General features: G+C 71.1%; 22 protein-coding genes and 1 pseudogene. 4 read left to right on the top strand and 19 right to left on the bottom strand.

Annotated elements, in window-relative coordinates; genetic code table 11:
• Positions 1-4: 4 nt before the first annotated feature.
• From G3I54_RS11745 to G3I54_RS11775, 8 genes and pseudogenes are all read right to left on the bottom strand, one after another.
• A complete protein-coding gene (locus tag G3I54_RS11745) occupies positions 5-994 on the bottom strand; it encodes a zinc-dependent alcohol dehydrogenase family protein (protein ID WP_164613799.1) in 990 nt (329 codons plus the stop codon).
• Entirely contained in the window at positions 991-1,887 is an 897-nt protein-coding gene (locus tag G3I54_RS11750) for a carbohydrate ABC transporter permease (protein ID WP_164613801.1), read from the bottom strand. The genes G3I54_RS11745 and G3I54_RS11750 overlap by 4 nt, the downstream gene beginning before the upstream one ends.
• Complete coding sequence (locus tag G3I54_RS11755; protein WP_164613803.1) at positions 1,884-2,849, bottom strand: sugar ABC transporter permease; 966 nt, start codon at positions 2,847-2,849, stop codon at positions 1,884-1,886. Before G3I54_RS11755 ends, G3I54_RS11750 begins: the two co-directional genes overlap by 4 nt.
• Positions 2,846-4,213 (bottom strand): sugar ABC transporter substrate-binding protein, encoded by a 1,368-nt coding sequence (locus tag G3I54_RS11760; protein WP_164613805.1) that lies wholly within the window; start codon positions 4,211-4,213, stop codon positions 2,846-2,848. The genes G3I54_RS11755 and G3I54_RS11760 overlap by 4 nt, the downstream gene beginning before the upstream one ends.
• A gap of 121 nt (positions 4,214-4,334) precedes the next feature.
• Positions 4,335-5,096 carry a DeoR/GlpR family DNA-binding transcription regulator gene (locus G3I54_RS11765; protein WP_030632474.1) on the bottom strand — a complete coding sequence of 254 codons (762 nt, stop codon included), beginning with the start codon at positions 5,094-5,096 and terminating at the stop codon, positions 4,335-4,337.
• 478 nt (positions 5,097-5,574) lie between these two features.
• Positions 5,575-5,735, bottom strand: a pseudogene (locus tag G3I54_RS39410) ((2Fe-2S)-binding protein); the annotation flags it as partial.
• A 125-nt stretch (positions 5,736-5,860) separates the two neighbouring features.
• Positions 5,861-6,760, bottom strand: a complete 900-nt coding sequence (locus G3I54_RS11770; protein ID WP_164613807.1) for an LLM class F420-dependent oxidoreductase — start codon at positions 6,758-6,760, stop codon at positions 5,861-5,863.
• Positions 6,761-6,843: 83 nt separating this feature from the next.
• Positions 6,844-8,046 (bottom strand): erythromycin esterase family protein, encoded by a 1,203-nt coding sequence (locus G3I54_RS11775; protein WP_164613809.1) that lies wholly within the window; start codon positions 8,044-8,046, stop codon positions 6,844-6,846.
• 58 nt (positions 8,047-8,104) lie between these two features.
• On the opposite strand from G3I54_RS11775, the gene G3I54_RS11780 reads away from it, so the two are divergent.
• Positions 8,105-8,899: a TioE family transcriptional regulator gene (locus G3I54_RS11780; RefSeq protein ID WP_239144335.1), complete on the top strand. Its 795-nt coding sequence runs from the start codon at positions 8,105-8,107 to the stop codon at positions 8,897-8,899.
• Here G3I54_RS11780 and G3I54_RS11785 read toward each other — a convergent pair.
• The 6 genes from G3I54_RS11785 to G3I54_RS11810 form a co-directional block, all read right to left on the bottom strand.
• The gene (locus G3I54_RS11785) at positions 8,827-10,485 is read right to left on the bottom strand and encodes an acyl-CoA dehydrogenase family protein (RefSeq protein WP_164613811.1); all 1,659 of its coding nucleotides are present in this window, start codon (positions 10,483-10,485) and stop codon (positions 8,827-8,829) included. The two genes, G3I54_RS11780 and G3I54_RS11785, sit on opposite strands and share 73 nt — an antisense overlap.
• Before the next feature lie 61 nt (positions 10,486-10,546).
• Positions 10,547-11,152 carry a TetR/AcrR family transcriptional regulator gene (locus G3I54_RS11790; RefSeq protein WP_164613813.1) on the bottom strand — a complete coding sequence of 202 codons (606 nt, stop codon included), beginning with the start codon at positions 11,150-11,152 and terminating at the stop codon, positions 10,547-10,549.
• 112 nt (positions 11,153-11,264) lie between these two features.
• On the bottom strand, positions 11,265-11,753 hold the full coding sequence (locus tag G3I54_RS11795; RefSeq protein WP_239144336.1) for a MarR family transcriptional regulator: 489 nt from the start codon (positions 11,751-11,753) through the stop codon (positions 11,265-11,267).
• Positions 11,754-11,882: 129 nt separating this feature from the next.
• Positions 11,883-12,098, bottom strand: coding sequence for a hypothetical protein (locus G3I54_RS11800; RefSeq protein ID WP_343240313.1), 216 nt, complete (start codon positions 12,096-12,098; stop codon positions 11,883-11,885).
• 132 nt (positions 12,099-12,230) lie between these two features.
• Positions 12,231-12,890, bottom strand: a complete 660-nt coding sequence (locus G3I54_RS11805) for an MSMEG_1061 family FMN-dependent PPOX-type flavoprotein (protein WP_164613817.1) — start codon at positions 12,888-12,890, stop codon at positions 12,231-12,233.
• Positions 12,891-12,958: 68 nt separating this feature from the next.
• The gene (locus G3I54_RS11810) at positions 12,959-13,342 is read right to left on the bottom strand and encodes a VOC family protein (RefSeq protein ID WP_164613819.1); all 384 of its coding nucleotides are present in this window, start codon (positions 13,340-13,342) and stop codon (positions 12,959-12,961) included.
• A gap of 312 nt (positions 13,343-13,654) precedes the next feature.
• Here G3I54_RS11810 and G3I54_RS11815 point away from each other — a divergent pair, with 312 nt between their 5' ends.
• Positions 13,655-14,647 (top strand): hypothetical protein, encoded by a 993-nt coding sequence (locus tag G3I54_RS11815; protein WP_164613821.1) that lies wholly within the window; start codon positions 13,655-13,657, stop codon positions 14,645-14,647.
• Positions 14,648-14,752: 105 nt separating this feature from the next.
• Here G3I54_RS11815 and G3I54_RS11820 read toward each other — a convergent pair whose 3' ends face one another.
• The 3 genes from G3I54_RS11820 to G3I54_RS11830 are packed head-to-tail and all read right to left on the bottom strand — an operon-like array spanning position 14,753 to position 18,208.
• Positions 14,753-15,973 carry a metallophosphoesterase gene (locus G3I54_RS11820; protein WP_164613823.1) on the bottom strand — a complete coding sequence of 407 codons (1,221 nt, stop codon included), beginning with the start codon at positions 15,971-15,973 and terminating at the stop codon, positions 14,753-14,755.
• Entirely contained in the window at positions 15,970-17,541 is a 1,572-nt protein-coding gene (locus G3I54_RS11825) for a HAMP domain-containing sensor histidine kinase (RefSeq protein ID WP_164613826.1), read from the bottom strand. The genes G3I54_RS11820 and G3I54_RS11825 overlap by 4 nt, the downstream gene beginning before the upstream one ends.
• Positions 17,528-18,208 carry a response regulator transcription factor gene (locus G3I54_RS11830; RefSeq protein WP_164613828.1) on the bottom strand — a complete coding sequence of 227 codons (681 nt, stop codon included), beginning with the start codon at positions 18,206-18,208 and terminating at the stop codon, positions 17,528-17,530. Before G3I54_RS11830 ends, G3I54_RS11825 begins: the two co-directional genes overlap by 14 nt.
• A gap of 125 nt (positions 18,209-18,333) precedes the next feature.
• Between G3I54_RS11830 and G3I54_RS11835 the strand changes: the two genes are divergently transcribed.
• On the top strand, positions 18,334-19,818 hold the full coding sequence (locus G3I54_RS11835) for a glycosyltransferase family 39 protein (RefSeq protein WP_164613830.1): 1,485 nt from the start codon (positions 18,334-18,336) through the stop codon (positions 19,816-19,818).
• A gap of 194 nt (positions 19,819-20,012) precedes the next feature.
• Entirely contained in the window at positions 20,013-20,846 is an 834-nt protein-coding gene (locus tag G3I54_RS11840; protein WP_164613832.1) for a PIG-L family deacetylase, read from the top strand.
• 51 nt (positions 20,847-20,897) lie between these two features.
• On the opposite strand, the gene ssuE is transcribed toward G3I54_RS11840, so the two are convergent.
• Both ssuE and G3I54_RS11850 read right to left on the bottom strand, forming a co-directional pair.
• Positions 20,898-21,455 carry an NADPH-dependent FMN reductase gene (ssuE, locus tag G3I54_RS11845; protein WP_164613834.1) on the bottom strand — a complete coding sequence of 186 codons (558 nt, stop codon included), beginning with the start codon at positions 21,453-21,455 and terminating at the stop codon, positions 20,898-20,900.
• A gap of 80 nt (positions 21,456-21,535) precedes the next feature.
• Positions 21,536-22,339 (bottom strand): alpha/beta hydrolase, encoded by an 804-nt coding sequence (locus G3I54_RS11850; protein WP_164613837.1) that lies wholly within the window; start codon positions 22,337-22,339, stop codon positions 21,536-21,538.
• Positions 22,340-22,349: the final 10 nt, after the last annotated feature.

Below are 22,349 nucleotides of genomic sequence, written 5' to 3' on the forward strand. Positions count from 1 at the left end.
TCCGTCACGGCTCCACCACGATCTTGCGGCCGATTCCCGCCTGGAAGCGCTCGATCGCCTGCGGGTACTGCTCCAGCGGCAGCCGGTCGCTGATGAACACCGACGCGTCCAGCACCCCGCTCGCGAAGAGTGCGGCGGCCCGCTCGTAACTGTGCAGGACCGCCATCGAACCGGTGATGGTGATCTCCTGGTTGTAGATCCGGTACGGCTCGATCACCGCCGTCGTCGCGTAGTCGGCGACCCCGAACTGGAGGAACGTACCGCCCTTGGCGACCCTCCCCAGACCGTCCTGGATCGCCCCGGCGTTGCCCGTGGCGTCGATGACCACGTCCCAGCCGCCCGGACGGTCCAGCTCCTCGGCACGGGCGGCCGCGCCGGTGCAGCCGAGCGTCGTCGCGGTGGCCAGCCGCTGGGCGTTGATGTCCAGCATGTCCACCGACGCGGCGCCGGTGCGCTTGGCCAGCTCCAGCATCATCAGCCCCATGGTCCCGGACCCGTAGATCAGCACCTGGGCCCCGAGATTGCCGTTGAGCACGTCGTAGCCGCGCACCGCGCAGGACAGCGGTTCGATCAGCGCCGCGTCCCGGACGTCGATGTGCTCCGGCAGGCGCACGCAGTTGGCCACGGGCGCCACCGCGAACTCCGCCGCGCCGCCGGGCACGGTGACACCGATCGCCGCCCAGTTGTCACAGAGGTTGCCCCGGCCCGAACGGCAGTAGCGGCACTCGTGACAGTGCAGCGAGGGGTCCACGGCCACCTTGTCGCCGATGGACAGTTCGGTGACGTCCGCCCCCAGGCCCACGATCTCCCCGGCGAACTCATGCCCCGGGACGATCGGCAGGGTCGGCGCGAACTCGCCCTGGAGGATATGGAGATCGGTGCCGCACAGCCCGCACGAGGCCACCTTGACGACCACGTCGCGCGGGCCGGGCGTGGGGTCCGGGACGGTGGTCACGGAGACCTTGCCGACGGATTCGACGATGGCTGCCCTCATTTGACTGCTCCCAGCGAGAGGCCCTGGACGAGTTTGTCCTGGGCGGCGTAGCCGGCGACGAGCACCGGCAGGGACACGACCACGGACGCCGCGCACAGCTGGGCGAGGAAGAGACCCTGGCTGGTGACGAAGGTGGTCAGATGGACGGGTGCGGTACCGGCGACCACGCCGGTCAGCACCCGTGCGAACAGCAGCTCGTTCCAGCTGAAGATGAAGCAGATCAGGGCGGTCGCGGCGATCCCGGGACCGGCGACCGGGGCGACCACCCGGCGCAGCACCGTCGGCAGCCGGGCCCCGTCGACCTGCGCCGCCTCGATGATGGAGACGGGGACGTCCGCGAGGAAGGACTGCATCATCCACACCGCGATCGGCAGGTTCATCGAGGTGTAGAGCAGGACCAGCAGCCAGATGTTGTCCAGCAGGCCGGTGTTCTTCGCGAACAGGTACACCGGCAGCAGTCCGGCGACCACGGGCAGCATCTTGGTGGACAGGAAGAAGAACATCACGTCCGTCCACTTGCGCACCCGCCGGATGGACAGCGCGTACGCGGCCGGAAGCGCGAGCAGCAGCACCAGCACGGTCGAGAAGAACGAGGCCGCCAGCGAGTTGACCAGCGGGGGCCACGGGGTCGGCCCTCCTCCGCCGCCGAAGAACGTGCGGTAGCCGTCCAGCGTCAGCGCGGCGGCGAGCGACGGCGGGTTGGTCGCCGCGTCGGCCTCCGCGTGGAAGGACGTCAGCACCATCCACAGCGCGGGCAGACAGAAGCCGATCCCCACCACCCAGGCGACCACGCCCAGGGCGGCCGAGCGCCGACGGGCCTTGCGCGTGGCGGCGTTGGCGGATGCGGATGCGGATGCGGACGTGGACGCGGGTGTCGCGGTCGAGACGCTCATGCGCGGCTCGCCTCCTCACGGAAGAGGGAGGAGACCACCCGGAGCGCGAAGGTGGCGATGATGATCGTGCCGATCACCACGACCACACCGGCGGCGGACGCCAGCCCGTACTCATGGGCCCGGTAGAAGGTCTCGTAGACGGTGTACGGGAGGTTGGCGGTGCCGAGACCGCCGGAGGCGATCGTGAACACCGCGTCGAAGTTCTGCACGATGTACACCGACCCGAGCAGGATGCCCAGTTCGAGGTAGCGGCGCAGATGCGGCAGGGTCAGATAGCGGAATATCTGCCAGGGTCCGGCCCCGTCCAGCCGCGCGGCCTCCATGATCTCGGCCGGCCGGCTCTGCAGCCCGGCCAGCAGGATCAGCATCATGAACGGCGTCCACTGCCACACCAGCGACGCCTCGATGGCGATCAGCGGCATCTCGGTGGTCCACTCGGGCTGCGCTATGGACTCGATCCCGAACAGCTCGCCGAACCAGGTGAGCGCCCCGTTGAACAGCCCGTACTCGGGGTTGTAGAGCGCGTGCTTCCACAGCAGCGCGGCGGAGACCGGCACCAGCAGGAACGGGGTGATCAGCAGGGTGCGTACGAACCCCCGGCCGAAGAAGGTGCGGTCCAGCAGCAGGGCGAAGACGAGCCCCAGCACGACGCTGACGATCACGACGGACGCGGTCAGGACGACGGTCGTCACGACCGATTCGCGCAACGCCTCGTCGGTGAAGACCGATGCGTAGTTGGACAACCCGGTGAAGTGGCGCTTCTCCGGCTTGAGGGAGTTCCAGTCGAAGAGCGAGATCACCAGGGTCGCCACGAAAGGCAGTTGGGTGACGGCGATCAGGAAGATCAGCGCGGGCAGCAGGGGCGCACGGGTCGCCCAGGCGCGCCGACGGTTCCCGGCGCCCGGCTTCTTCGCCGGAGCCTGCGGTGAGGCCGTGGCCTCTCTGGTTGCGGTGACGGTCATCGGTACTCCTCCGCGACCTTCTCGGCCAGCTTCTGGGAGGCGGCGAGCGCGGCGTCCACCGACTGGCGGCCCGCGATGGCGGCGCTGATCTCCTGCGCCACCCGGGTGCCCAGATCGGTGAACTCCGGTACGCCGACGAACTGGATGCCCGCCGTCGGGCGGGGCTGGGTGCCCGGATTCTTCGGATCGGCCTCGGAGATGGCCCGCTCGGTGACGTCGGCGAACGCGCCCGCCTCCGCCCGGTAGTCGGGGTTGGCGTAGGTGGAGGCCCGTTTGCCGGCGGGAACGTTGGACCAGCCGCTGGTGGCGCCGACGAGCTCCTCGTACTCCTTGCTGGAGGCCCAGGACACGAACTTCCAGGCGTCGTCGGACTTCTTGGACGCCTTCTGCAGACCCCAGGCCCAGGTGTAGAGCCAGCCGGAGCTCTTGGTCCGCTCGACGGGCGCGGGGACGTAACCGATCTTCCCCTTCACCGGGGAGCCCTTCGCCTCCAGGGAACCGGCGCCCGCGGTGGCGTCGTACCACATGGCGGTCTTGCCCTGGGTCATGTTGTTCAGGCACTCGGCGTACCCGGACTGCGGGGCGCCGAGCTCACCGTGCTTGCGCACCAGGTCGACATAGAACTTCGTCGCCTTCTTGAACTCCGGTGCGGTCAGGCGCGGTTCCCAGTCCTCGGTGAACCAGGTGCCGCCCATCGTGTTGACGACGGTGGTCAGCGGGGCGATGACCTCGCCCCACCCCGGGAGCCCGCGCAGGCATATGCCTTTCATCCCGCGCTCCGACCCGTCCGTCTGCTCGGCCAGCTTCGCCACCTGCTCCCAGGTCGGCTTCTCGGGCATGGTGAGGCCCTGCTTCTCGAAGACGTCCTTGCGGTACATCAGGAAGGACGACTCCCCGTAGAACGGCTGGGCGTAGAGCTTGCCGTCCTCGGCGGTGAGCGAGTCCTGGAGCGGTTGAAGGATGTCCTCCTGGTCGAAGGCGGTGTCGGCCTTCGCGTAGTCGTCGAGAGGGTGGAGCCAGCCGTTCTTCGCGAAGAACGGCAGCTCGAAGTTGCTGATGGTGGCGATGTCGTACTGACCGGCCTGGTTGGAGAAGTCCTGGCTGATCTTGTCCCGTACGTCGTTCTCGGGCAGCACCGTGAAGTGGACCTTGATGCCGGTCTCCTTCGTGAAGTGCTTCGCGGTCAGCTTCTGCAGTTCGACCATCTGCGGGTTGTTCACCATCAGCACGTTCAGCGCGTCACCGCCGCCGAAGGAGGTCCCGCCCGCTCCGGCACAGCCGGTGGCGAGCAGGGCCAGGGCGGCGGTCACGGCACAGGCCCGACCGCGCATACGTGGTCGGCGGCGGCGTCCTGGATGAGGCATGGGGGCTCCTGATCAGTCGTAGCGGCTCGGTGATCGGGTCGTTGCGGGCATGGCGAGCCAGGCCCCGGCGTTGGTGGGGGAGTGGCGGAGAGTCGTGCGGTCGGCGGTGCGGGCGGGCCGGTCAGACGCGGATGACCTGGGGGCCCAGGAGGGAGTAGCGCTGGGCCTCGGCCGAGGGGAGCCCGGCGTCGGTGACGATCGCCTCGAAGTCACCGACCCCGGCGAACCGGCAGAAGCTCACCGCCCCGAACTTGCTGTGGATCCCGGCGAAGATCCGCCGCCGCGAGCTCCGCAGCGCCTGCGCCTTCACCTCGGCGACGGCCGGGTCCGGGGTGGTGAGGCCGTACTCGCGGGAGATGCCGTTGGCCCCGAGATACGCCAGGTCGATGACGAAGTCCGCGAGCATCCGGGAGGCCCAATGGTCGACGGTCGCCATCGTCGAGCCGCGCACCCGGCCGCCCAGCAGCAGCACCGAGGTCTTCTCCGCCCCGGCGAGGGAGGTGGCGACGGCCAGGGAAGCGGTGACCACGGTCAGCGGCCGGTTCTGGGGAAGCGCCTCGGCCACCAGCTGCGGGGTGAAGCCCTCGTCGACGAAGACCGTCTCGGCGTCGCCGAGCAGATCGGCGGCGGCGGCCGCGATCCGCGACTTCTGGGGCACGTTGCGGGTGGTGCGGACGGCGAGCGTGGTCTCGAACCCGGCCGACTCCACCGGGTAGGCGCCGCCGTGGGTCCGGCGGACGAGTCCGTGCTCCTCCAGCACATGCAGATCGCGGCGGACGGTCTCCTTGGCCACCTTGAACAGGTCCGCGAGGGCGTTCACCCCGACCGACCCCTCCCGCCGGGCCGTGTCCAGAATTCCCCGACGGCGTTCCTCGGTGTCCACGGCGCACTTCCCTGGTCGCTGCTGGGCCCGTTACGGGCAGGGCCCGCTTGTCCGTTCGGGCTCATGTGTCGTTTGTACAAGCAGTACCAGGGCCACGAACAGCCGCTTCACCAGATCTGCTCGGCCCGTTCATGCCCGTTTCCATGAATGCGACGGTGCTGGTCAGGGCCGGTGCGGCCGCTGATCCGGTCGCCCGGGACGCCCGCTTTCCCGTGGCTGCTGCCCGAATGGCGCCCGAAGTGCGGAGCCCCGGCCTCCGCGGCACCGGGAAGAGACGCGGGAAGGCCGGGTCAGGAGGGGCGGGCGGCGCGGGAGATCCGGGGCTTGAGACCGGGGCGGCTCGGGGCAGATCAGGAGAGCACGGCGCTGGCCTCGCCCTCGCTGCGAGGAGGCCGGGTCACCGAACCCCTGCCGGGTGACTCCGGATAGAACCCATTGGCCCAGCGCCGGAACGGTCCGATCGGCCCGTCACCGGAAGCTGGCCCGCGAGCGGCCGGGTGGGCACGGTGCTCGGCCGCAGCTCGTGCCAGAAGGCCGGCGCGGACCGGCCGCTCGGGTAGGGCAGGGCTGGCGCCCCCGCCACGTCGGCCGGTGTCGGACCCTCACTGATGGTCGCCCGTACTCGCGTGACACTCCCACGACTCCCCCTCCAAGATCGCTCGCACGGAGGCTGCCCGGAGCCGCGCCGATATCCTCCCGACACGCCGCACCTCACCCGAACGGGACGATGGGTGCGACGTGTTGACAGGTGGGTCTCGGGTGCGTCAGAGCCCGTCGCCGAAAGCCTCGGCCAGCTCACGCCATGCGGCACGCGGCAGCCCCGCCCCGCCCTCCTCGGCGGTGAGCACCTGCAACGCGACGTGGTCCGCACCGGCGTCGAGGTACTCCTGGGTCCGGCGCTTCACCTGCTCGGCGTCGCCCAGCGCGAAGAGGGCGTCGAGAAGACGGACGCTGCCGCCGCCCTCGAAGTCGCCTTCCGTGAACCCCAGGCGCAACAGGTTGTCGGTGTAGTTGGGCAGTTGGAGATACATCCCCAGCATCGTCCGCGCGGTGGTGCGGGCCCGGTCGAGGTCGGTGTCCAGCACCACGCTCAGCTCCGGGGCGAGCAGTGCGTCCGGGCCGAGCGCCTCGCGGGCCTCCGCGGTGTGCTCGGTGGTGACGAGATAGGGGTGCGCCCCCAGCGACCGGCCGGCCGCGAGCTTCAGCATCTTCGGCCCGAGAGCCGCCAGGACCCGGTGGCCGGAGCCCACGGACGGTTCGGCGGCGTCGAGCGCGTCGAGATAGGCCACCATCGCGCTGTACGGCTTCGCGTACTGCGGCACCATCGGTCCATGGCTGACGCCCAGACCGAGGACGAACCGGCCACGCGCTTCCGGACCGATCGCCGCGATCCCGGCCGCCACCTCCTCGGCCGTGTGGTTCCAGATGCTCAGGATGCCGGTGGCCACCGTGATTCCGCGGGTGGCGGCCACGACGGCGGCGGCGTCGCCGGGCGTCGGGCTGCCCCCGATCCAGACGGTGCCGTACCCCAGTCCTTCGAGTTCGGCGAGCGCGTCCGTGATCGCGCCCTTGCCCGCGTCGTCCACCCGCGAAGGATGCAGGGCGCCGCTCCAGATCCCCACGCGTCCGAAGGCCCTGCCCGTACCGGAAATCTCAGAAGTCATGGTGTGATCAACAACGGCCCGGTCCAGCTATTCCTGCCCGGCCGGGATTCACCCGCCCGGGCGTGCGGAGCCTGCGCGCCCGCTCAGTCCTCCGGGATGTCCTTCATGAACACCACTCCGTCGATGCGGGCGAGGTGCGTCGGGTCGAGCGGCGCGTAGCCGAAGTACGGGGACGTACGCCGCACGGGGTCCGCGGCGTCGAGGGCGGCGGTCAGCTCGGCGGCGTCCAGCAGGCTGGGCTCGTCCGGGAGCGCGTACAGAGTTCCTTCGAGGGTGTCCGGCGGCGGAACGCCGACCCCTTGGTGCCGCATCGTGCCGAAGGCGGTGGCCAGGAAGCCGTACTCCTCGCCCAGGCGGGCGTTGACGATGGAGCCCGCGCTCCACCACTCCAGCCGTCGGCCGCCCATCCGCATCGAGCTCATGTCCCGCTGGAGATGGCTGTTGTGGGCGTGCACCAGGACCGGGCCCCGCTCGGCGAGCGCGAGGAGGTTGTCGGCCATCATCTGATCCCGCAGGCCCGTCAGCCGGGACAGCCGGCTCGGCGAGGTGTCGGCCATCCAGTAGTGGTAGCGCAGCAGACCCGAGGCGGCCCGTGCGTACAGGCGCGCCCGGTCGAACGCGTCCCGCGAGGTCGCCGCGATCAGGTGCGGTGTCCACGCGTCGAGCAGCGCGCTCAGATCATCGGCGAGCAGCCGCAGTTGCCCGGCCTCGGCCGACCGCCCGAAGGACGCGGACGGATCCAGCATCGCCGCCGGGTCGGTCCACCGGTCGTCGGCGCCGAGCAGACGGTCGAGCGTCTCGGCGCTGCAGGGGAGCAGGCCCCGGTCCACATGGTCCGCGAGAAGGCGGTGGAGCCGGGTGAGGGCCTCCCGGGGGCTCGCGGCGTACGCCATCTCCAGCGGGCCGTCGAAGCCGGCGAGGCGAACCCGGTCGGACGCGGGCCGGCCGTCGTTGAACGCGCGCATCCAGCGCACCAGTTCACGATGGGCCGCGGAGGCCCCGAGACCGTGGCTGAACCCCCGCTCCAGCACCTCGTCGAGCGATCCCGCGCCCGTCGTCACATGGTCGTCCACCAGCAGTCCCGCGACGCAGTCGCTCTCGATGGCGATGGTCCGATAGCCCTCCCGCTCGACGAGCTGCCGGAAGAGCACGTTGCGCAGGCGGAGCGGGGCGTCCACCCCGTGGGTGGGCTCGCCCAGGGTCAGCATCCGGGGCGGCGAGGCGAACAGCTCCATGACGGCGGTCGCCTCGACGGCGTGGGCGATGTCCTTGATGTCGTTGGCCATGGCTTCAACCATATCGTTGAACCCTTGGTTGAAACTTTTCCGCGATAACTTCAGGATCATGCGGCAAAACCCTCAAACCACGGAACGCCTCAGGCCCGTCGACCTGGCCCGCCGGCACGGATTGTCGACGCAGGCCGTCAGGAACTACGAGGCGGCGGGGATCCTCCCGGCCGCCGACCGCACTCCTCACGGCTACCGCACCTACACACCGCTGCACGCGCACGCCCTCGACGCGTTCCTCGCGCTGATCCCCGGCCATGGACACGGGGGCGCGACGTCGATCATGCGGGCGGTGAACCGCGACGAGCCGGAGGAGGCGTTCCGCATCGTCGACGAGAGCCACGCCCAGCTCCTGGAGGACCGGCGGACGCTGCACGCCGTCGAGCAGGCCCTCCGTGACCTGGGTCCCGGCGCTGTGCCCGCACCCAACGAGGCATCGGGCCCCGGCGACATGTATGTGGGACCGCTGGCGGGAAAGCTGGGCATCAGGCCCGCCACCCTCCGCAAATGGGAGCGTGCCGGTCTCATGACCCCGCGCCGCGACCCGCGGACCGGGTACCGGGTGTACGACGCGACCGACGTACGGGACGCGGGCCTGGCCCACCAACTCAGGCGGGGTGGCTACCGACTGGAGCAGATCGCCCCGCTGATCGCCCAGGTCCGGGCGGCCGGCGGCCTGGAGCCGCTGGCCGCCGCCCTGCGCGACTGGCACGCCCGGCTGGCCGCCCGAGGGCGCGCGATGCTGGCCGGAGCCGCCGAGCTCGACGCCTACCTCCGCCGTCAGGCGGGCAGCCGCCCCAGCAGCGCGGCGAAGTCCGTGCCCGCGGGAAGCGTGCCGAAGGCGAGCCCCTGATCCCCGGCGAGGCGGGACGCGCAGAACGCGTCGGCCACCGCCCCCGGCGCGTGGCGCACCAGGAGCGAGCCCTGGAGCACGAGAGCGGCCCGTTCGACGACCCGGCGGGCCCGGAGCTGCGCATCCTGCGGGTGCGCCAGCTCGGCCCGCAGCTCCCGCCACGCCGCGTCGAGACGCGCGTCCGCCCCGGCCGCCGCCTCGATCTCGGCGTGGAAGGCCTCCACGGACTCGGGCTCACGCGTCAACGCCCGCAGCATGTCGAGGGCGTTGACATTGCCGGAGCCCTCCCAGATGCCGTTGAGCGGGGCCTCGCGGTACAGCCGCGGCATGCCGGACGCCTCGTCGTACCCGTTGCCGCCGAGGCATTCCAGGGCCTCGGCGACCGCGACGGGCTGCCGCTTGCACACCCAGTACTTGCCGACGGCGGTGGCCAGACGCAGAAAGGCGCGTTCCGCGCCGTCGCCCCGGTGCGCACGGTCGGCCGCGCCCGCCAGGCGAAGGGCCAGGGTCGTGGCGGCCTCGGACTCCAGGGCCAGGTCCGCCAGAACGTTGCGCATCAGGGGCTGGTCGATCAGCTTCGCGCCGAACACCGAGCGGTGGCGTGCGTGATGGGCCGCCTGCGCCAGCGCGGCACGGACACCGGCGGCGGAACCGAGCACGCAGTCGAGCCGGGTCATCGTCACCATGTCGATGATGGTCCGCACCCCCTTGCCCTCGTCACCGACGAGCCAGGCGACGGTGTCGTCGAACTCGGGCTCGCTGGAGGCGTTCGAGCGGTTTCCGAGCTTGTCCTTGAGCCGCTGGATGCGGAAGGTGTTACGGCTCCCGTCCGGCAGCACGCGCGGCACCAGGAAGCACGACAGACCGCCGGGCGACTGGGCGAGCACCAGGAAGAGGTCGTTCATCGGGGCGCTGGTGAACCACTTGTGCCCGCGCAGCCGCCAGGTGCCGTCGGACTGCTCGACGGCGGTCGTGGTGTTGGCCCGCACATCGGTGCCGCCCTGCTTCTCCGTCATGCCCATACCGGCGAGCAGGCCCTGCTTGGCGGTGGGGGTGCGCAGCCCGGGCTCGTACACCCGGCTGGTCAGCAGCGGTTCGTACACCTTGGCGAGGTCGGGGGAGCGGCGCAGCGCCGGGACGACGGCGTACGTCATCGAGACCGGGCACAGGTGTCCCTGTTCCAGCATCGTGGCCAGCATGAAGCCGCCGGCGCGGGCGACATGGGCCCCGGGGCGCGCGTCGGCCCAGGCGGCGCCCGCGAGCCCCGCACCCACCGAGGCGTTCATCAGGGAGTGATACGCCGGGTGGAACTCGACCTCGTCGACCCGGTGGCCGAAACGGTCATGGGTCCGCAGCTCCGGCTCGTGGCGGTTGGCCTGGTCGGCCCAGTGCTGGGCCTCCTCGCTGCCGACGTAGCGGCCGAAACGGTGCAGCTCGTCCACGTGCCACTCGGCGCCCTCGCGGCGTACCCCTTCGAGCAGCACCGCGTCGTCGGCGGCGTCGTGACCGGTGAGCGGCGGCGGCTGATTCGTCACCTCGTGCGTCACGGCGGTCGGGTTGCTGCGGGGTGCGTCGGACGTGGGCATCGGATCTCCTCCGGGAGGCGGGGCGGCGGGCTGGGCAGTGGCAGGAAGGCGCCGGCCCGGGTCAGGGTCCCGCGCCGGCGCAGCGCAGGGCCACGGCGGTCAGGCGATCGATGAGCCGGTCCGTGTCGTGCGCGGCCGAGGTGCTCAGGGGGTGGACGAGGACCTCGCCGATGGCGCCGGTGAGCGCGGCGGCGGTGATCTCCGTGTCCTGGCCGGGCAGCAGCTCCGCGGTGATCCCTTCTTCGATCACCGTGGCGAACAACGCCCGGTAGCGCCGCCGGAAGGCGAGCCGTTCCGCCCCGACCGCAGGTTCGGCGGGCGCCGCGAGCAGCGCGTACGCCAGGCCGGGGTTCTCCAGGGCGCGGCGGGTGAACACCTCCACCCCCAGGCGCAGCCGCCCGACCGGGTCGCCGTCGCCCTCCAGCACCTCACCCAGCACGTCCACCTCACGCTGTGCGGCGCGCCGGAACACCTCCACGGCGAGCGCGGACTTGGACGCGAAGTGCTGGTAGACGGAGCCGGCGGCGATCCCGGCGGCGTCGGCGACAGCCGTCACGGACGCCTGCGCCCAGCCGACGTCCGCCACGACCTCGGTGGCACGGACGACCAGATGCTCCCGGGCGGCTTCGAGGCGACGCACCTCGGCCGGTGTCTTGCGGTAGGCCATGAAAGAAGTGAACCATCATTCAGGGCTTCCCGCCATGCCCGGCCCCAACGGCTGTCGCCGACGGTCGCCGCGTGCTCGACCTCCGGCGAGGCCCGGGCCGCGCCCATGCCGGTCAGCCGTGGTCGTCCGGGACGATGTGCAGCTTCTGCGCGATGCGGGCGAGGGCCTTCTGGTCGGTCGTATTGAGCGAGTCGGGGACGGTGCGGCGTACGGCGCGCAGATGTGTGGGCGCTGCCAGGCGCACGATGTCGAAGCCGGTGTCGGTGAGTTCGGCCGGCGTGCAGCGGCCGTCGGCCGGGTCGGGAGTCCGCACGACCCAGCCGCGCTGTTCGCAGCGCTTGATGACGTTGGACAGGCGGGAGAGCGACCCGCTGGCGAGGAAGGCGAGCTCTCCCATCCGCAGCTTGCGCTGCGGGGCTTCGGAGAGGTGGCTGAGCACGAGGTACTCGAACAGGGTGAGACCGTGCTCCTGCCGCAGCGGCGACTCCAGCTTGCCGGGCAGCAGCAGGACCAGGGAGATCAGCCCCGTCCACGCCGCCTTCTCCTGCTCGTCGAGCCATCGCGGCTCCTCGTCGTCCTCGTGCTCGCCCGTACCGCTCATGGGTCCTCCCGTGCCGCTCATGGACCTTTCCGCCCCTCCGGCGCAGCCCGCCATCACTTTGCGCTTGAAGCTCCGGAAGCTGAACCGCTCGCACCGGAAGCCCCCGCCGGAGCGGCCATCAGGCGGACATCACCCACGGCCGCTCCGCCGGATACGCCTCGTCCAGCAGGGGCTTTCCGGATCCGGTACGCGTACGAGATCGACGCAGACGGCGGACGGGTCGGGCCGGTCGAAGCCCACGGGTTCCAGGTCGGCGACTCCGGGCCCTTCGCTGGGCAGGCCCCAGCCGAGCGCCTCCGCCCGGAACCGGCCGAGCGCCGTCTCGTCCCCGGCTGTGAAGTTCACCTGAACAATTTGCAGCGCCATGCCGCACACCCTGAAGCTCGCCCTGCGACTCCTGGGCACGGCCCGGATGATCTTGGCGTGACCGGTGCGGTCACAGGCCGCGACCAGCACTTCGGCCAGCTGCCCGGCCCGCTACTCGTACCGGTACTTCAGCGAATCCGCCTCCGTCCGCTCGATGTCGGCGATCGTCAGCTCCGGCATCCGCAGCTGGGTCAGCGTCACCTCGGCCGAGGTCGGCTGTGCCTCCGCCGGCAGCCACTGATCCGGCTTCCAGGCCGCGCTGCGCAGGAACGACTTCGGGCAGTGCGGGTAGACCTCCTCGATCCCCACCACCAGCGCACTGGCCGGCGGCTTGCCCACGGCGGTCAGTTGCGACAGCAGCTCCGGGCGGGTGGAGACGCAGGCCCGGCCGTTCACCCTGAGCGTCGTGGTGCGTCCCGGGATGACGAACAGCAGCCCGGCCCGTCCGGTGGCGATGACGTTCTGCAGGGTGTCCAGACGCTTGTTGCCGGTCGCGTCCGGTATCGCCACCGTCCGTGAGTCCAGAACGGCGACGAACCCGGCGGGTCCGCCACGCGGGGAAACGTCGCAGTTGCCCTCGGCGTCCGTGCTGGCGACCAGGACCAGCGACGAGCATCCGATCAACCGCCGGGTCTGATCGGTGAGTTCGGTCATCTGCTTGCGCAAGGCCGCGTCTCTGGGGAGCTCATAGGCCTGGCGCAGCGTCTCCTGGTCGGCAACGGCGTCGAGGCGGAGGGAGTCGAAGGCGGTGCCGGTAAGGGGTGGTGTCATGTCTCGACCCTAAAGGGCCGGGCCGGGCGCCAACCGGAGTCGCGCTGGCCCGGGGCGGCACAGGAGCGTCAGGAATTCATGGCCGCATGGTCGGACTCGCTGCGCAGAACACAGAATTCGTTTCCTTCGGGATCAGCGAGGATCGCCCAGCCCGAACCATCGGGGTTCCGGTGATCGGCGACGAAGGTGGCACCGAGTTCCAACAGCCGGTCCACCTCCAGATCGCGCGTGGTGTCAGGGCGCAGGCACAGATGGATCCGGTTCTTGACCGTCTTGGCCTCGGGCACCTGGTTGAAGTGCAGCACCGGCCCCTCCGCCAGCAGTACCTGGGTCTCCCGGCTGCCCGGCCCGTCCTCCGGATGCAGCGGACGACCTGTCACACCGCTCCAGAACCGCGCCAGCTCGTAGGCATTCGCACAGTCGATGGCCACGTTCTGCAATACCGAGATCATGCGCGCGAGCCTCTCTGATTCCTACGCCGATCGCAACCGGGTCGCCCCGTGCTCGACGTGCAGGGTGCGCCCCTGGTGACGCCTTCGTTTCTCCCCCATGCGAGGGAGGCGGATGGTCTGCGCGGGGGATGTGGCCGGTGCGGCGGCAGAGGGAATCTTGACTTCCATCATGCGGAACCGGAGGTCACGGTGGCTGTTCCTACGACTTTGCGGACACCTGGGGGCTCCGGCCCGCCGTTACGGGACACGGGGTGGGCGGTGTGGTCGCGGCGCTGGCCCACGTGGGCGCCGCACGCCGCCGCGGTGTGGGGCGTGTTGTTCGCCGCGGTCCAGGTCACGTGGGCTGCGTCGGGCGCCGCCGTGCCCTGGTCGCCGGATGTCACCTACGCGCCGACGGTCCAGCTCCTGCTGGCGGCCATCGCCGTCCTCGCCGCCGTGGCCTGCCTGGCCACCACTCGGACGCTTGCCGGGCGTGGCCGAGCGATGGTGGCAGCGGCGCTGATCCTGGCGGTCCCGGCCGCGGTGACGGGGATGGCCAGTCTGCCGGCGTACTTCGTGATGCTGGCGTCGTTCTCCGGGGTGGACAGTGCCACCGGCCTGGCGCACGACCTGTTGAGCGCGGTGGGCGCCGCCCTTCTCATCCTCGTAGGGCTGTCGTACCGCCGACGGCTGCGCGGCAGATGCCCCCGGTGCGGACAGGAGCACGCGGGAGGATTCGACGGTCCGCTCGCCCGCCCCGGCCCCTCCGTCGCGTCGAAGCGCACCCGCGTCGCGGTCCACCTGCTCATGTGCGGGCTTCTCCCGTGGGCCGGGGTCAAGACCGTCTGGACTCTGGGTGGCGATGCGATCGGCGTCACGGCGCAGGGGTGGCGGGAGGCGAACACCAGCGAGTCGGGGGTGGTGAAGGCCCTCGCGTCGGTGGGCGTCGATGTCACCGTGCTGGCGGCGATGGCCGCGATCTTCCTGTCGCTGGGACTGCTGTACCCGTGGGGGCAGGTGTTCCCCCGATGGACCCTGGTCCTCTCCGGACGGAGAGTCCCACGCCTACTGCCGTTGCTGCCGGCGTGGTTGAGCTCCGTCGGCCTGTCGGTGTACGGGGTCTGCCTGCTGGTCTACGCCCCGCTCAGCGCCACCGGAGTACTGCCGAGGATGAAACCGTCGGGGGTGTTCACCACCGGTTCCGGGATCACCTGGATGGTCGCCTTCGGCGGTCTGGCCTTCGCGGGCCTGGGCTTCGGCCTCATAGCGGCTGCCCGCTCCTACTCCGCCCGGACCCGCCCCAGCTGCGCTGCGACGTGGACCTGACGGAGAGCCATGGGTGCGACGGGCAAGAACCCAGGTCAGGCGTCGTTCTCGACGCTCCCGGAAGAGCTGGAGCGGAGGTGTTGCCCCGGCCGGGTGCTGCGGGCGCTACGACGAGGTGGGCAGGCGCGGGGAACGGAGCACGAGCAGGGTGATCTCGCTGGGGGCGAAGACGCGGAACGGCGGCCCCCAGAAGCCGGTGCCGCGGCTGGTGTAGAGGAGGGTGCGGGCGCCGTGGTGGCTGAGGCCGGCAAGGGCCGGCTGGTCGATGCGGACCAGGTGGTGGAAGGGCCAGATCTGGCCGCCGTGGGTGTGGCCGGAGAGCTGGAGGTCGATGCCGTCGGCTGCCGCCCGGTCGACGAACTTGGGCTGGTGCGCCAGGAGCAGGACGGGCAGGTCGGGGTCGGCGCCGTTCAACGCTCCGGAGAGGTGGGCGCCGTGGCCTGCCAGACCGGAGGACTCGGCGGTGACGTCATCGACACCGGCGACCACCAGGGTGTCGCCTTCGCGTTCGAGCAGCAGATGCCGGTTGCGCAGCGGCTCCCAGCCCAGCTCGCCCATCAGGTCGACCCAGCCCTGGGCCTCGCTGTAGTACTCGTGGTTGCCGGTGACGTACACACGGGCCCGAGTGGCCTGCACGGTGCCGAGAGGGACGGCCTGGGCGCGGCGGCGTTCGGCCGTGCCGTCCGCGATGTCGCCGGTGTGGCAGACCAGGTCGGCTTCCAAGGTGTTCACCGTCTCGCACACCCGCGCCGACCAGCGAGCCCGATCGAGTGGGCCGTAGTGGGTGTCGGTGATGAGGACGACACGGAGACCGTCCAAACCGGCGCCCAGGCGCGGGAGTTGCACATCGAGTCGGCGCACGCGTGGCACGCGGCGGGCCTCGGCGTACCCCCAGGCGAGCAGGGCGGCGGACACGCCGAGGACCGCCCAGGTGACGATTCGGGCCCGGTCCTGGCTCTCGCCGACTCCGGTCACGGTCAGGACGAGCCGCAGGAGGACCCCGAACAGAACGGACCAGGTGAACAGAACCCAGGCGGCGCCCAGCAGGGTGTCACCGATGATCGCCGCCCCGTCCTGCTGGCGTCGACCGTGGCCGCGCGCCATCGCGAGCGGCATGCCGACAAGGCCGAGGACGAACAGGGTGGTGCCGGCCAGGGTGACGGCCGACGGCCAGTGCTGGCCGCCGTACAGGAGCACCCAGCAGGGCACGGTCCAGAGCAGGACGGGGGCGATCAGAGGGAGATAGCGCATCAGGCGGTGCAGTCGGCTCTGCCGCGACGCCCGCGCCTCACCCTCGGCGGGCTGCGTGCTGCTGGTTTCGGTCACCGTTCCCCTTCCCCTCCCTGACATCTCCCGTCCCTGACCGGGCCGACATCTCGCGCACTGTATCCGGTCGCCCTCGGACCGGCCTCCACGGACGGGGACGGAAGGCGTAGCTGGAAGCACGCTCCGAGGTCCGAGGGGACGAGGACGAGGGCGCCTCGGTGGCGATGGGCGAGTTCGCGGGCGATGGCGAGTCCCAGCCCAGCGCCCCCGCGGTCACGGGAGCGGGCGTCGTCAAGACGGACGAAGCGTTCGAAGACGCGCTCCGCGTCCTTGGCGGGTACGCCCGGCCCGTCATCGTGCACGGACAGGACGACCTGCTCATCCTGGTTCCGTACGGTGACCTGGACGCGACTCGCGGCGTGGCGCGTGGCGTTGTCGACGAGGTTGCGCAGCAGCCGCTCGTAGTCGTCGGGGCTGCCGTGCACGTATGCGGGCGCGATGGCGTCCGCGGTGAGTGTCACCGGTCGGTCCGGCGGCTCGTACTCCTCGACGAGCCGGGAGACGAGGGCGGCCAGGTCGATGGGTGGACCGCCGTCGGTCGTCGGTGCGTGGGCGTCGAGGCGGGCGAGGAGCAGCAGATCCTCGGCGAGGGTCTGAAGGCGTCCGGTCTGCCGTGCGGCGGTGGCGACCGCCCTGGGCCAGTCGGTGCGTTCCGGATAGGCGAGCGCCACTTCCAGACTGGCCAGCAGGGTGGTGAGAGGGCTGCGCAGTTCGTGTGCGGCGTCCGCGACGAAGCGTCTTTGCCGGGCGGCGGCCTCGTCGAGGCGTTGCAGGGTGGTGTTGATGGTGGTGGCCAGGGCGGCGATCTCGTGCCCCGTGGCGGGCACGGTGACGCGCTCTCTGGGGTCGTTCGCGGTGACCGAGGCGGTGATGACGCGGATCGCTTCGACCGGCCGCAGCGCGATGCGTACGGTGAAGTAGGTGACGGCGGAGATCAGCACGAGGCCGACCAGTCCGGCCCGCAGCAGCAGGAGGTCCATGTTGTCGGTGATCGCCTCGGCCGTGTGGGGGAGTACCACCACATGGACCCGCAGTGTGGCATCCGCGTCGACTCCCAGAGCGGCGGCTTCGGCGCTGTCCAGTTCACCGGCCCAGATGTCGGTGAACAGAACCGGGTAGGTGCGGCCGGCCATGTCGAAGCTGCCCGCCGGTTCGTCGTCGTGGCGCTCCGGAATACGCATGTCGATTGTCGTGTAGTGCCAGCCCGAACCGGTGTCAGCAGGTTCGGAGAGCGCGGGCGGGGCGGGCAGCACATGGCGGGCGCCCGGGGCGAACACGTCCATTCCTCCGCCGGAGGCGACAGCTGTGCTGCGGCCGGTGGCGACGACCTCGTACGGCACGGCGCTTCTACGGCTGGGAACAACGCCTTCACGCAGTTGGTCGGCGAGAGCGAGGAGCGGGTCGCGAGCCTGGTCCTGGGCGATCTGCGTGCTCTGGCGGTAGACGTCGCGGTGCAGCCACCAGCCGATGGCGACCAGGATGACGGCGGCGGTCGAGGCGACGGCCAGGGCGGTACGGGCGCGTACGGACCGGGGCCACCAGCGGCGTCGCGGCTCAGCCGTGTTCACGGTCGTCGACCAGACGGTAGCCGATGCCTCGCACGGTCTGCAGGGACCGCCGGCGGAACGCGGCGTCCACCTTCTTGCGCAGCACGCTGACGCGCGCCTCCACCAGGTTCGGGTCCAGGGCGTCATCCGGCCACGCGTGATACAGCAGATCCGCTTTGGAGACCGCCTGGCCCGCCCGGCGGGCCAGAAGTTCCAGTACGGAGAACTCCCTGGGGGTCAGGTCCACCCGCTCCCCGGCCCGGCGGCAGACCCGGGCGGCGACGTCCAGCGAGAGGTCGCCCACGGCCAGGACGGGCGGGGCGACGGCGGCGGCTCGCCTGACCAGGGCCCGCAGCCGTGCGACCAGCACCGGGTACGAGAAGGGCTTGGCCAGGTAGTCGTCGGCGCCCGTGTCCAGGGCCTCCGCCTGGTCCCACTCCCCGTCCTTGGCGGTGAGCACCAGGATCGGGGTCGCGTTGCCCTCGCGGCGCAGCTGGGCGCAGACCTTGTAGCCGTTGAGGCCGGGCAGCATCAAGTCCAGGACGACCACGGCGTAATCACCATTCCTGGCCATCCACAGCCCGTGTCGGCCGTCATGGGCGAGATCGACGCTGTAGCCCTCGGCGGTCAGACCGGTGTGCAGGGTGTGGGCAAGGTCCACCTCGTCTTCGACCACCAGGATGCGCATGCCGTGCAGCCTCGCACAGGGCCGGCGGCGATTCCTGATCGGCCGGTCAGGTTGGGTCAGCAACCGGTCAACAGAGGCCGGGCACGCTGGCGACGATTCCACGCCGCCGAAAGGTCCCGCCGCCGATGTCCCTCGATGTACGTGCCCCCGCCGTCGCCGCCACCAGCATGGGGCCGTCCCGGCTGCCCGCTGCTCGGCCACCCTCCACCTTGGTCAAGGCCCTGGTCGCCATCGCCCCCGCGACGCTGACCGCCGCGCTGGGGATGTGGGGTGTCCGTAGACAGAACACGATGTGGGGGGACGAGGCCGTCACCTACCAGCTCGCGCACCGCGAACCGCACCAGATCTGGAACACGGCCCAGCGCGTCGACCTGGTCCATGCCCTGTACTACGCCGTGATGCGGGTGATCTTCGATCTGTTCGGCGCCGGCCTGCTGTCCTTGCGACTGCCGTCCGTACTGGCCATGTCCGCCGCGGCGGGCGCAGTCGGACTTCTTGGACTGCGCCTGGCCGGGCCCCGCGTGGGAATGCTGGCAGGTCTGCTGTTCCCACTCTTCCCCCAGGTCCAGAAATACGCGCAGGAAGGCCGTTCCTACGCGATGGTCTGCGCACTCATCGCCTGGGCGACCTACGCCCTGGTGGCCAACGTCCCGCGGCGCGCCCGGTGGCGGTGGGCGGTGTACGGCTCCACCATGCTCCTGGCGTGCCTGCTCCACGAGTTCGCGGTTCTTGCCCTGGCCGCACACGGCGTCACACTGATCGTCTCCCGCACTCCGAAAGGGGTGCTGAGGGCGTGGGCTGTCACCGCTGCCGGTGTGGTGATCGGACTGTTGCCGCTGGCGGTCGTCAGTGCGGGGCAGTCGGAGCAGGTGTCCTGGATCGGCGGACCGGTACGCCCCGACCACCTGCTGGTCGCGATGGTCGTCGGCGTGGCGTGTGCGCGAGCACCGCTGCGGAGCGCGGGGCCCGTGAGCCTTGCCGCGCTGGCTGTGCCGATGCTCGTGCTTCCGGGTGTCCTGCTGCTGACCGCCTCGCTGGTCAAGCCGCTCTTCGTCGACCGTTACGTCCTTTTCAGCAACATCGGGATCGCCCTGTTGCTGGGCGCCTGGCTGGACCACGTTCGCCGGCTGCCGCGGTACTCCCCGACCGTGTACGTCGCGGTGGTCGCGGCCCTGGTCGCGCTCGTACCGCTGAGCCTTTCGCTGCGGACTCCCCAGAGCCGGAGCAACGACGCCACCGCCGTCGGCGCCGCCGTCCGCAAGGAGGGACGCCCCGGCGACGGCCTGCTCTATCTCTCTGGCAAGCAACGGATGCTGACCGCAGCTGACCCCGAGGACACCCGCTTGCTGGTGGATCTCGCCCTGGCACAGGACCCCGCGGCATCGAACACGCTCGCAGGTGTCGAGCTGGCCGCCCCCGAGATCGCGGCACGCATGGTGGAGTTCGACCGGATCATCGTGGTGCGGGCGGTGGGGGTGCACTCACCGGGCAACGCTCAGGAAGAAGCGAAAGAAGCCACTCTGCGGCGGCATTTCCGCGTACACAGAACAGTTGACGTCAATGGTGCGCGGGTGACCGTCCATGGGCGTGTAGGAGCGCGTCCTACCTGACCTGAGCCGGCCGCGGGGGAACCGGTATGTTGTCCAGCTTCCCCACGATCCGCCCAGTGTGCGACGACTCAGGGCCGGAGGTATGACGCCGCTCCTTGCCGGCAGTGCCTTCGACCCGCCGCCGTCCGGGCCCCCGATCGCGGTATGTCTGCCGCGCACTCGGACCACGACGTATTTCTACGGAGGACCGCTTCATGACTGACCGGCCGTTGACGCTCATGGCAGTGCACGCCCACCCGGACGACGAGGCCACCAGCACCGGAGGGGTCCTGGCGCAGTACGCGGCGGAAGGCATCCGCACGGTGCTGGTGACCTGTACCGACGGCGGTTGCGGTGACGGTCCGGGGGGTGTCAAGCCGGGCGAGCCCGGGCACGATCCGGCGGCCGTCGCCCGCATGCGGCGCAAGGAACTGGAGGCGAGCTGCGAGGTCCTGAAGATCAGCGACCTGGAGATGCTGGACTACGCCGACTCCGGGATGACGGGCTGGCCGAGCAACGACGCCCCCGGCTCCTTCTGGCGGACCCCGGTGGAGGAGGGCGCCGCGCGCCTCGCCGAACTCATGCGCCACTACCGGCCCGATGTGGTCGTCACCTATGACGAGAACGGCTTCTACGGGCATCCCGACCACATCCAGGCCAACCGCATCACGATGGCGGCGCTGGAGCTGACCGAACTGACCCCGAAGGTGTACTGGACGACGGCGCCGCGCTCGATGATGCAGCGCTTCGGCGAGGCCATGCGCGAGTTCGGCGAGGACATCCCGGAGCCGGACCCCGAAGAGGCCGCCGCGCTGGCCGAGATCGGGCTCCCGGACGACGAGATCACGACCTGGGTGGACACCACCGACTTCAGCGGCCAGAAGTTCGACGCGCTGGCCGCGCATGCCAGTCAGGGCGAGAACATCTTCTTCCTCAAGATGGGCAAGGAGAGGTTCGCCGCGTTCATGGGCATGGAGACCTTCGTCAGGGTCAGGGACACCACGGACGCGCCCGTACCCGAGAACGATCTCTTCGCCGGACTGCGCTGACCACGCTCTCCGGGCCGGTGCGCGAGCGGGCCCCCGCCGGTCCGCCGTGGTTCAGGCGCTCGGTGCCAGTACCGCCGTGCGGTCCCGGAGAACGGCGGAGAACCGGTCGGTGACCTCGGCGAGCGCCTCCGCCGCGTCCGCCGCGAGGCTCACGGCCCCGTCCTCGCCGACGGTGATGTCCTTGTCGAGCGTGAACCAGCCCGGTACGACGTGGGCCGCGCCCATCGAGGTGAGCACCGGGCGCAACGCGTAGTCGATGGCCAGCACATGGGCCACGCTGCCGCCGGTGGCGAGCGGCAGCACGGTCTTGCCGGTCAGCGCGTACTGCGGCAGCAGGTCGAGCAGCGACTTGAGCAGCCCCGAGTAGGCGGCCTTGTAGATCGGGGTGCCGATCACCACCCCGTCCACCCGCTCGAACAGGGCGGTGGCCTCGACGATCGCCGGATGCCCGAAGTCGGCTCCCAGCAGGGCTTCGGCGGGCAGGGTGCGGACGTCGAGGGAGACCACGTCGTGGCCGTGGTCCCGGAGCCGGTCGTCGAGGTGGAGCAGGAGCCGCGCGGTGCGGGAGGTGGCGGAAGGGCTTCCGGAGACGGACAGGATGGTGGCCATGGGCGACCTTTCAGGGTGCGGTGTGCGCGGGGTGGCTCGCCGGCGGGGGCCGGGCGGGGTGCCCGGGCCGCCGGGCTCGCTCACCAGGCGCTGGACTCCACGGTGACGAGCGGGACGAGTTCGTTGCGCAGGGTTTCGAGGAAGGTGACGATCTCGGCGGCGACCGAGCGGTGCTGCATGTCGTTGAGGACGTCGTGGTGGGCGTCCCTGACGACGGAAAGGCGGGCCCGGGGCAGGGACTTGGCGGTACGGGTGAGAGCGTCGCGGTCCGCGAGCGGATCGGCGTCCCCGGCCAGGATCAGCGCCGGGATGTCCGCCTCGCTCGCGTAGGCCGCCGCGAGGAGGTGCTCGGGCACCGCCTCGTCGAGCGCTCCCCGGCCGAAGGCGGCATCGCCGGTGAGGGTGGAGCGGTGGGCGGGACAGAACGTGCGCACGTCGAGCTCGTCGTCCCAATCGCCCGACGGAGGGGCGGTCGTACGCGCCGGGAGTCCGGCGAGGACGACGGCGTCCGGGCGGAGGCCGGCCGCCGCCGCACCGTCCTCCCGGCCGAGCAGCGCCGCCACCGCGACGGCCCCCGTGTCGGCGCCCACCAGGATCACGGGGTGGACGACGGCCCCGTCCGGATCCGCCGTGCCCGCGACGGCTTCGGCGATCCGGCCGCCGAGGCGGGTCAGCGATCCGTCGGGGTCCTCGGCGTCGAGCCGGGCCGCGTCCACGACGCGCACCCGGTAGGCGTCGGCGGCGAGCCGCTTCCCGAGGCGGGCGTAGGTGCCATGGGTCTCTCCCCGGCCCGGCACCACGACGACGGTGCCGCGCACGGCGGGCCCCCGGGGGCCGAAGTGGTCGGTGTGCCGAAGGTCCTGCCGGGGGTTCGGTTCGGTCATGAGGGTCTCC

Origin of the sequence: Streptomyces sp. SID14515, from assembly GCF_010548505.1 — a bacterium.
Classification (GTDB): domain Bacteria; phylum Actinomycetota; class Actinomycetes; order Streptomycetales; family Streptomycetaceae; genus Streptomyces; species Streptomyces caviscabies.

Bases quoted from the DNA above. Each gene is read 5' to 3' on its own strand.
- G3I54_RS11745 (WP_164613799.1), bottom strand. From the start codon at position 994: ATGAGGGCAGCCATCGTCGAATCCGTCGGCAAGGTCTCCGTGACCACC.
- G3I54_RS11750 (WP_164613801.1), bottom strand. From the start codon at position 1,887: ATGAGCGTCTCGACCGCGACACCCGCGTCCACGTCCGCATCCGCATCC.
- G3I54_RS11755 (WP_164613803.1), bottom strand. From the start codon at position 2,849: ATGACCGTCACCGCAACCAGAGAGGCCACGGCCTCACCGCAGGCTCCG.
- G3I54_RS11760 (WP_164613805.1), bottom strand. From the start codon at position 4,213: ATGCCTCATCCAGGACGCCGCCGCCGACCACGTATGCGCGGTCGGGCC.
- G3I54_RS11770 (WP_164613807.1), bottom strand. From the start codon at position 6,760: ATGACTTCTGAGATTTCCGGTACGGGCAGGGCCTTCGGACGCGTGGGG.
- G3I54_RS11775 (WP_164613809.1), bottom strand. From the start codon at position 8,046: ATGGCCAACGACATCAAGGACATCGCCCACGCCGTCGAGGCGACCGCC.
- G3I54_RS11780 (WP_239144335.1), top strand. From the start codon at position 8,105: ATGCGGCAAAACCCTCAAACCACGGAACGCCTCAGGCCCGTCGACCTG.
- G3I54_RS11785 (WP_164613811.1), bottom strand. From the start codon at position 10,485: ATGCCCACGTCCGACGCACCCCGCAGCAACCCGACCGCCGTGACGCAC.
- G3I54_RS11790 (WP_164613813.1), bottom strand. From the start codon at position 11,152: ATGGCCTACCGCAAGACACCGGCCGAGGTGCGTCGCCTCGAAGCCGCC.
- G3I54_RS11795 (WP_239144336.1), bottom strand. From the start codon at position 11,753: ATGAGCGGTACGGGCGAGCACGAGGACGACGAGGAGCCGCGATGGCTC.
- G3I54_RS11805 (WP_164613817.1), bottom strand. From the start codon at position 12,890: ATGACACCACCCCTTACCGGCACCGCCTTCGACTCCCTCCGCCTCGAC.
- G3I54_RS11810 (WP_164613819.1), bottom strand. From the start codon at position 13,342: ATGATCTCGGTATTGCAGAACGTGGCCATCGACTGTGCGAATGCCTAC.
- G3I54_RS11830 (WP_164613828.1), bottom strand. From the start codon at position 18,208: ATGCGCATCCTGGTGGTCGAAGACGAGGTGGACCTTGCCCACACCCTG.
- G3I54_RS11835 (WP_164613830.1), top strand. From the start codon at position 18,334: ATGTCCCTCGATGTACGTGCCCCCGCCGTCGCCGCCACCAGCATGGGG.
- G3I54_RS11840 (WP_164613832.1), top strand. From the start codon at position 20,013: ATGACTGACCGGCCGTTGACGCTCATGGCAGTGCACGCCCACCCGGAC.
- ssuE (WP_164613834.1), bottom strand. From the start codon at position 21,455: ATGGCCACCATCCTGTCCGTCTCCGGAAGCCCTTCCGCCACCTCCCGC.
- G3I54_RS11850 (WP_164613837.1), bottom strand. From the start codon at position 22,339: ATGACCGAACCGAACCCCCGGCAGGACCTTCGGCACACCGACCACTTC.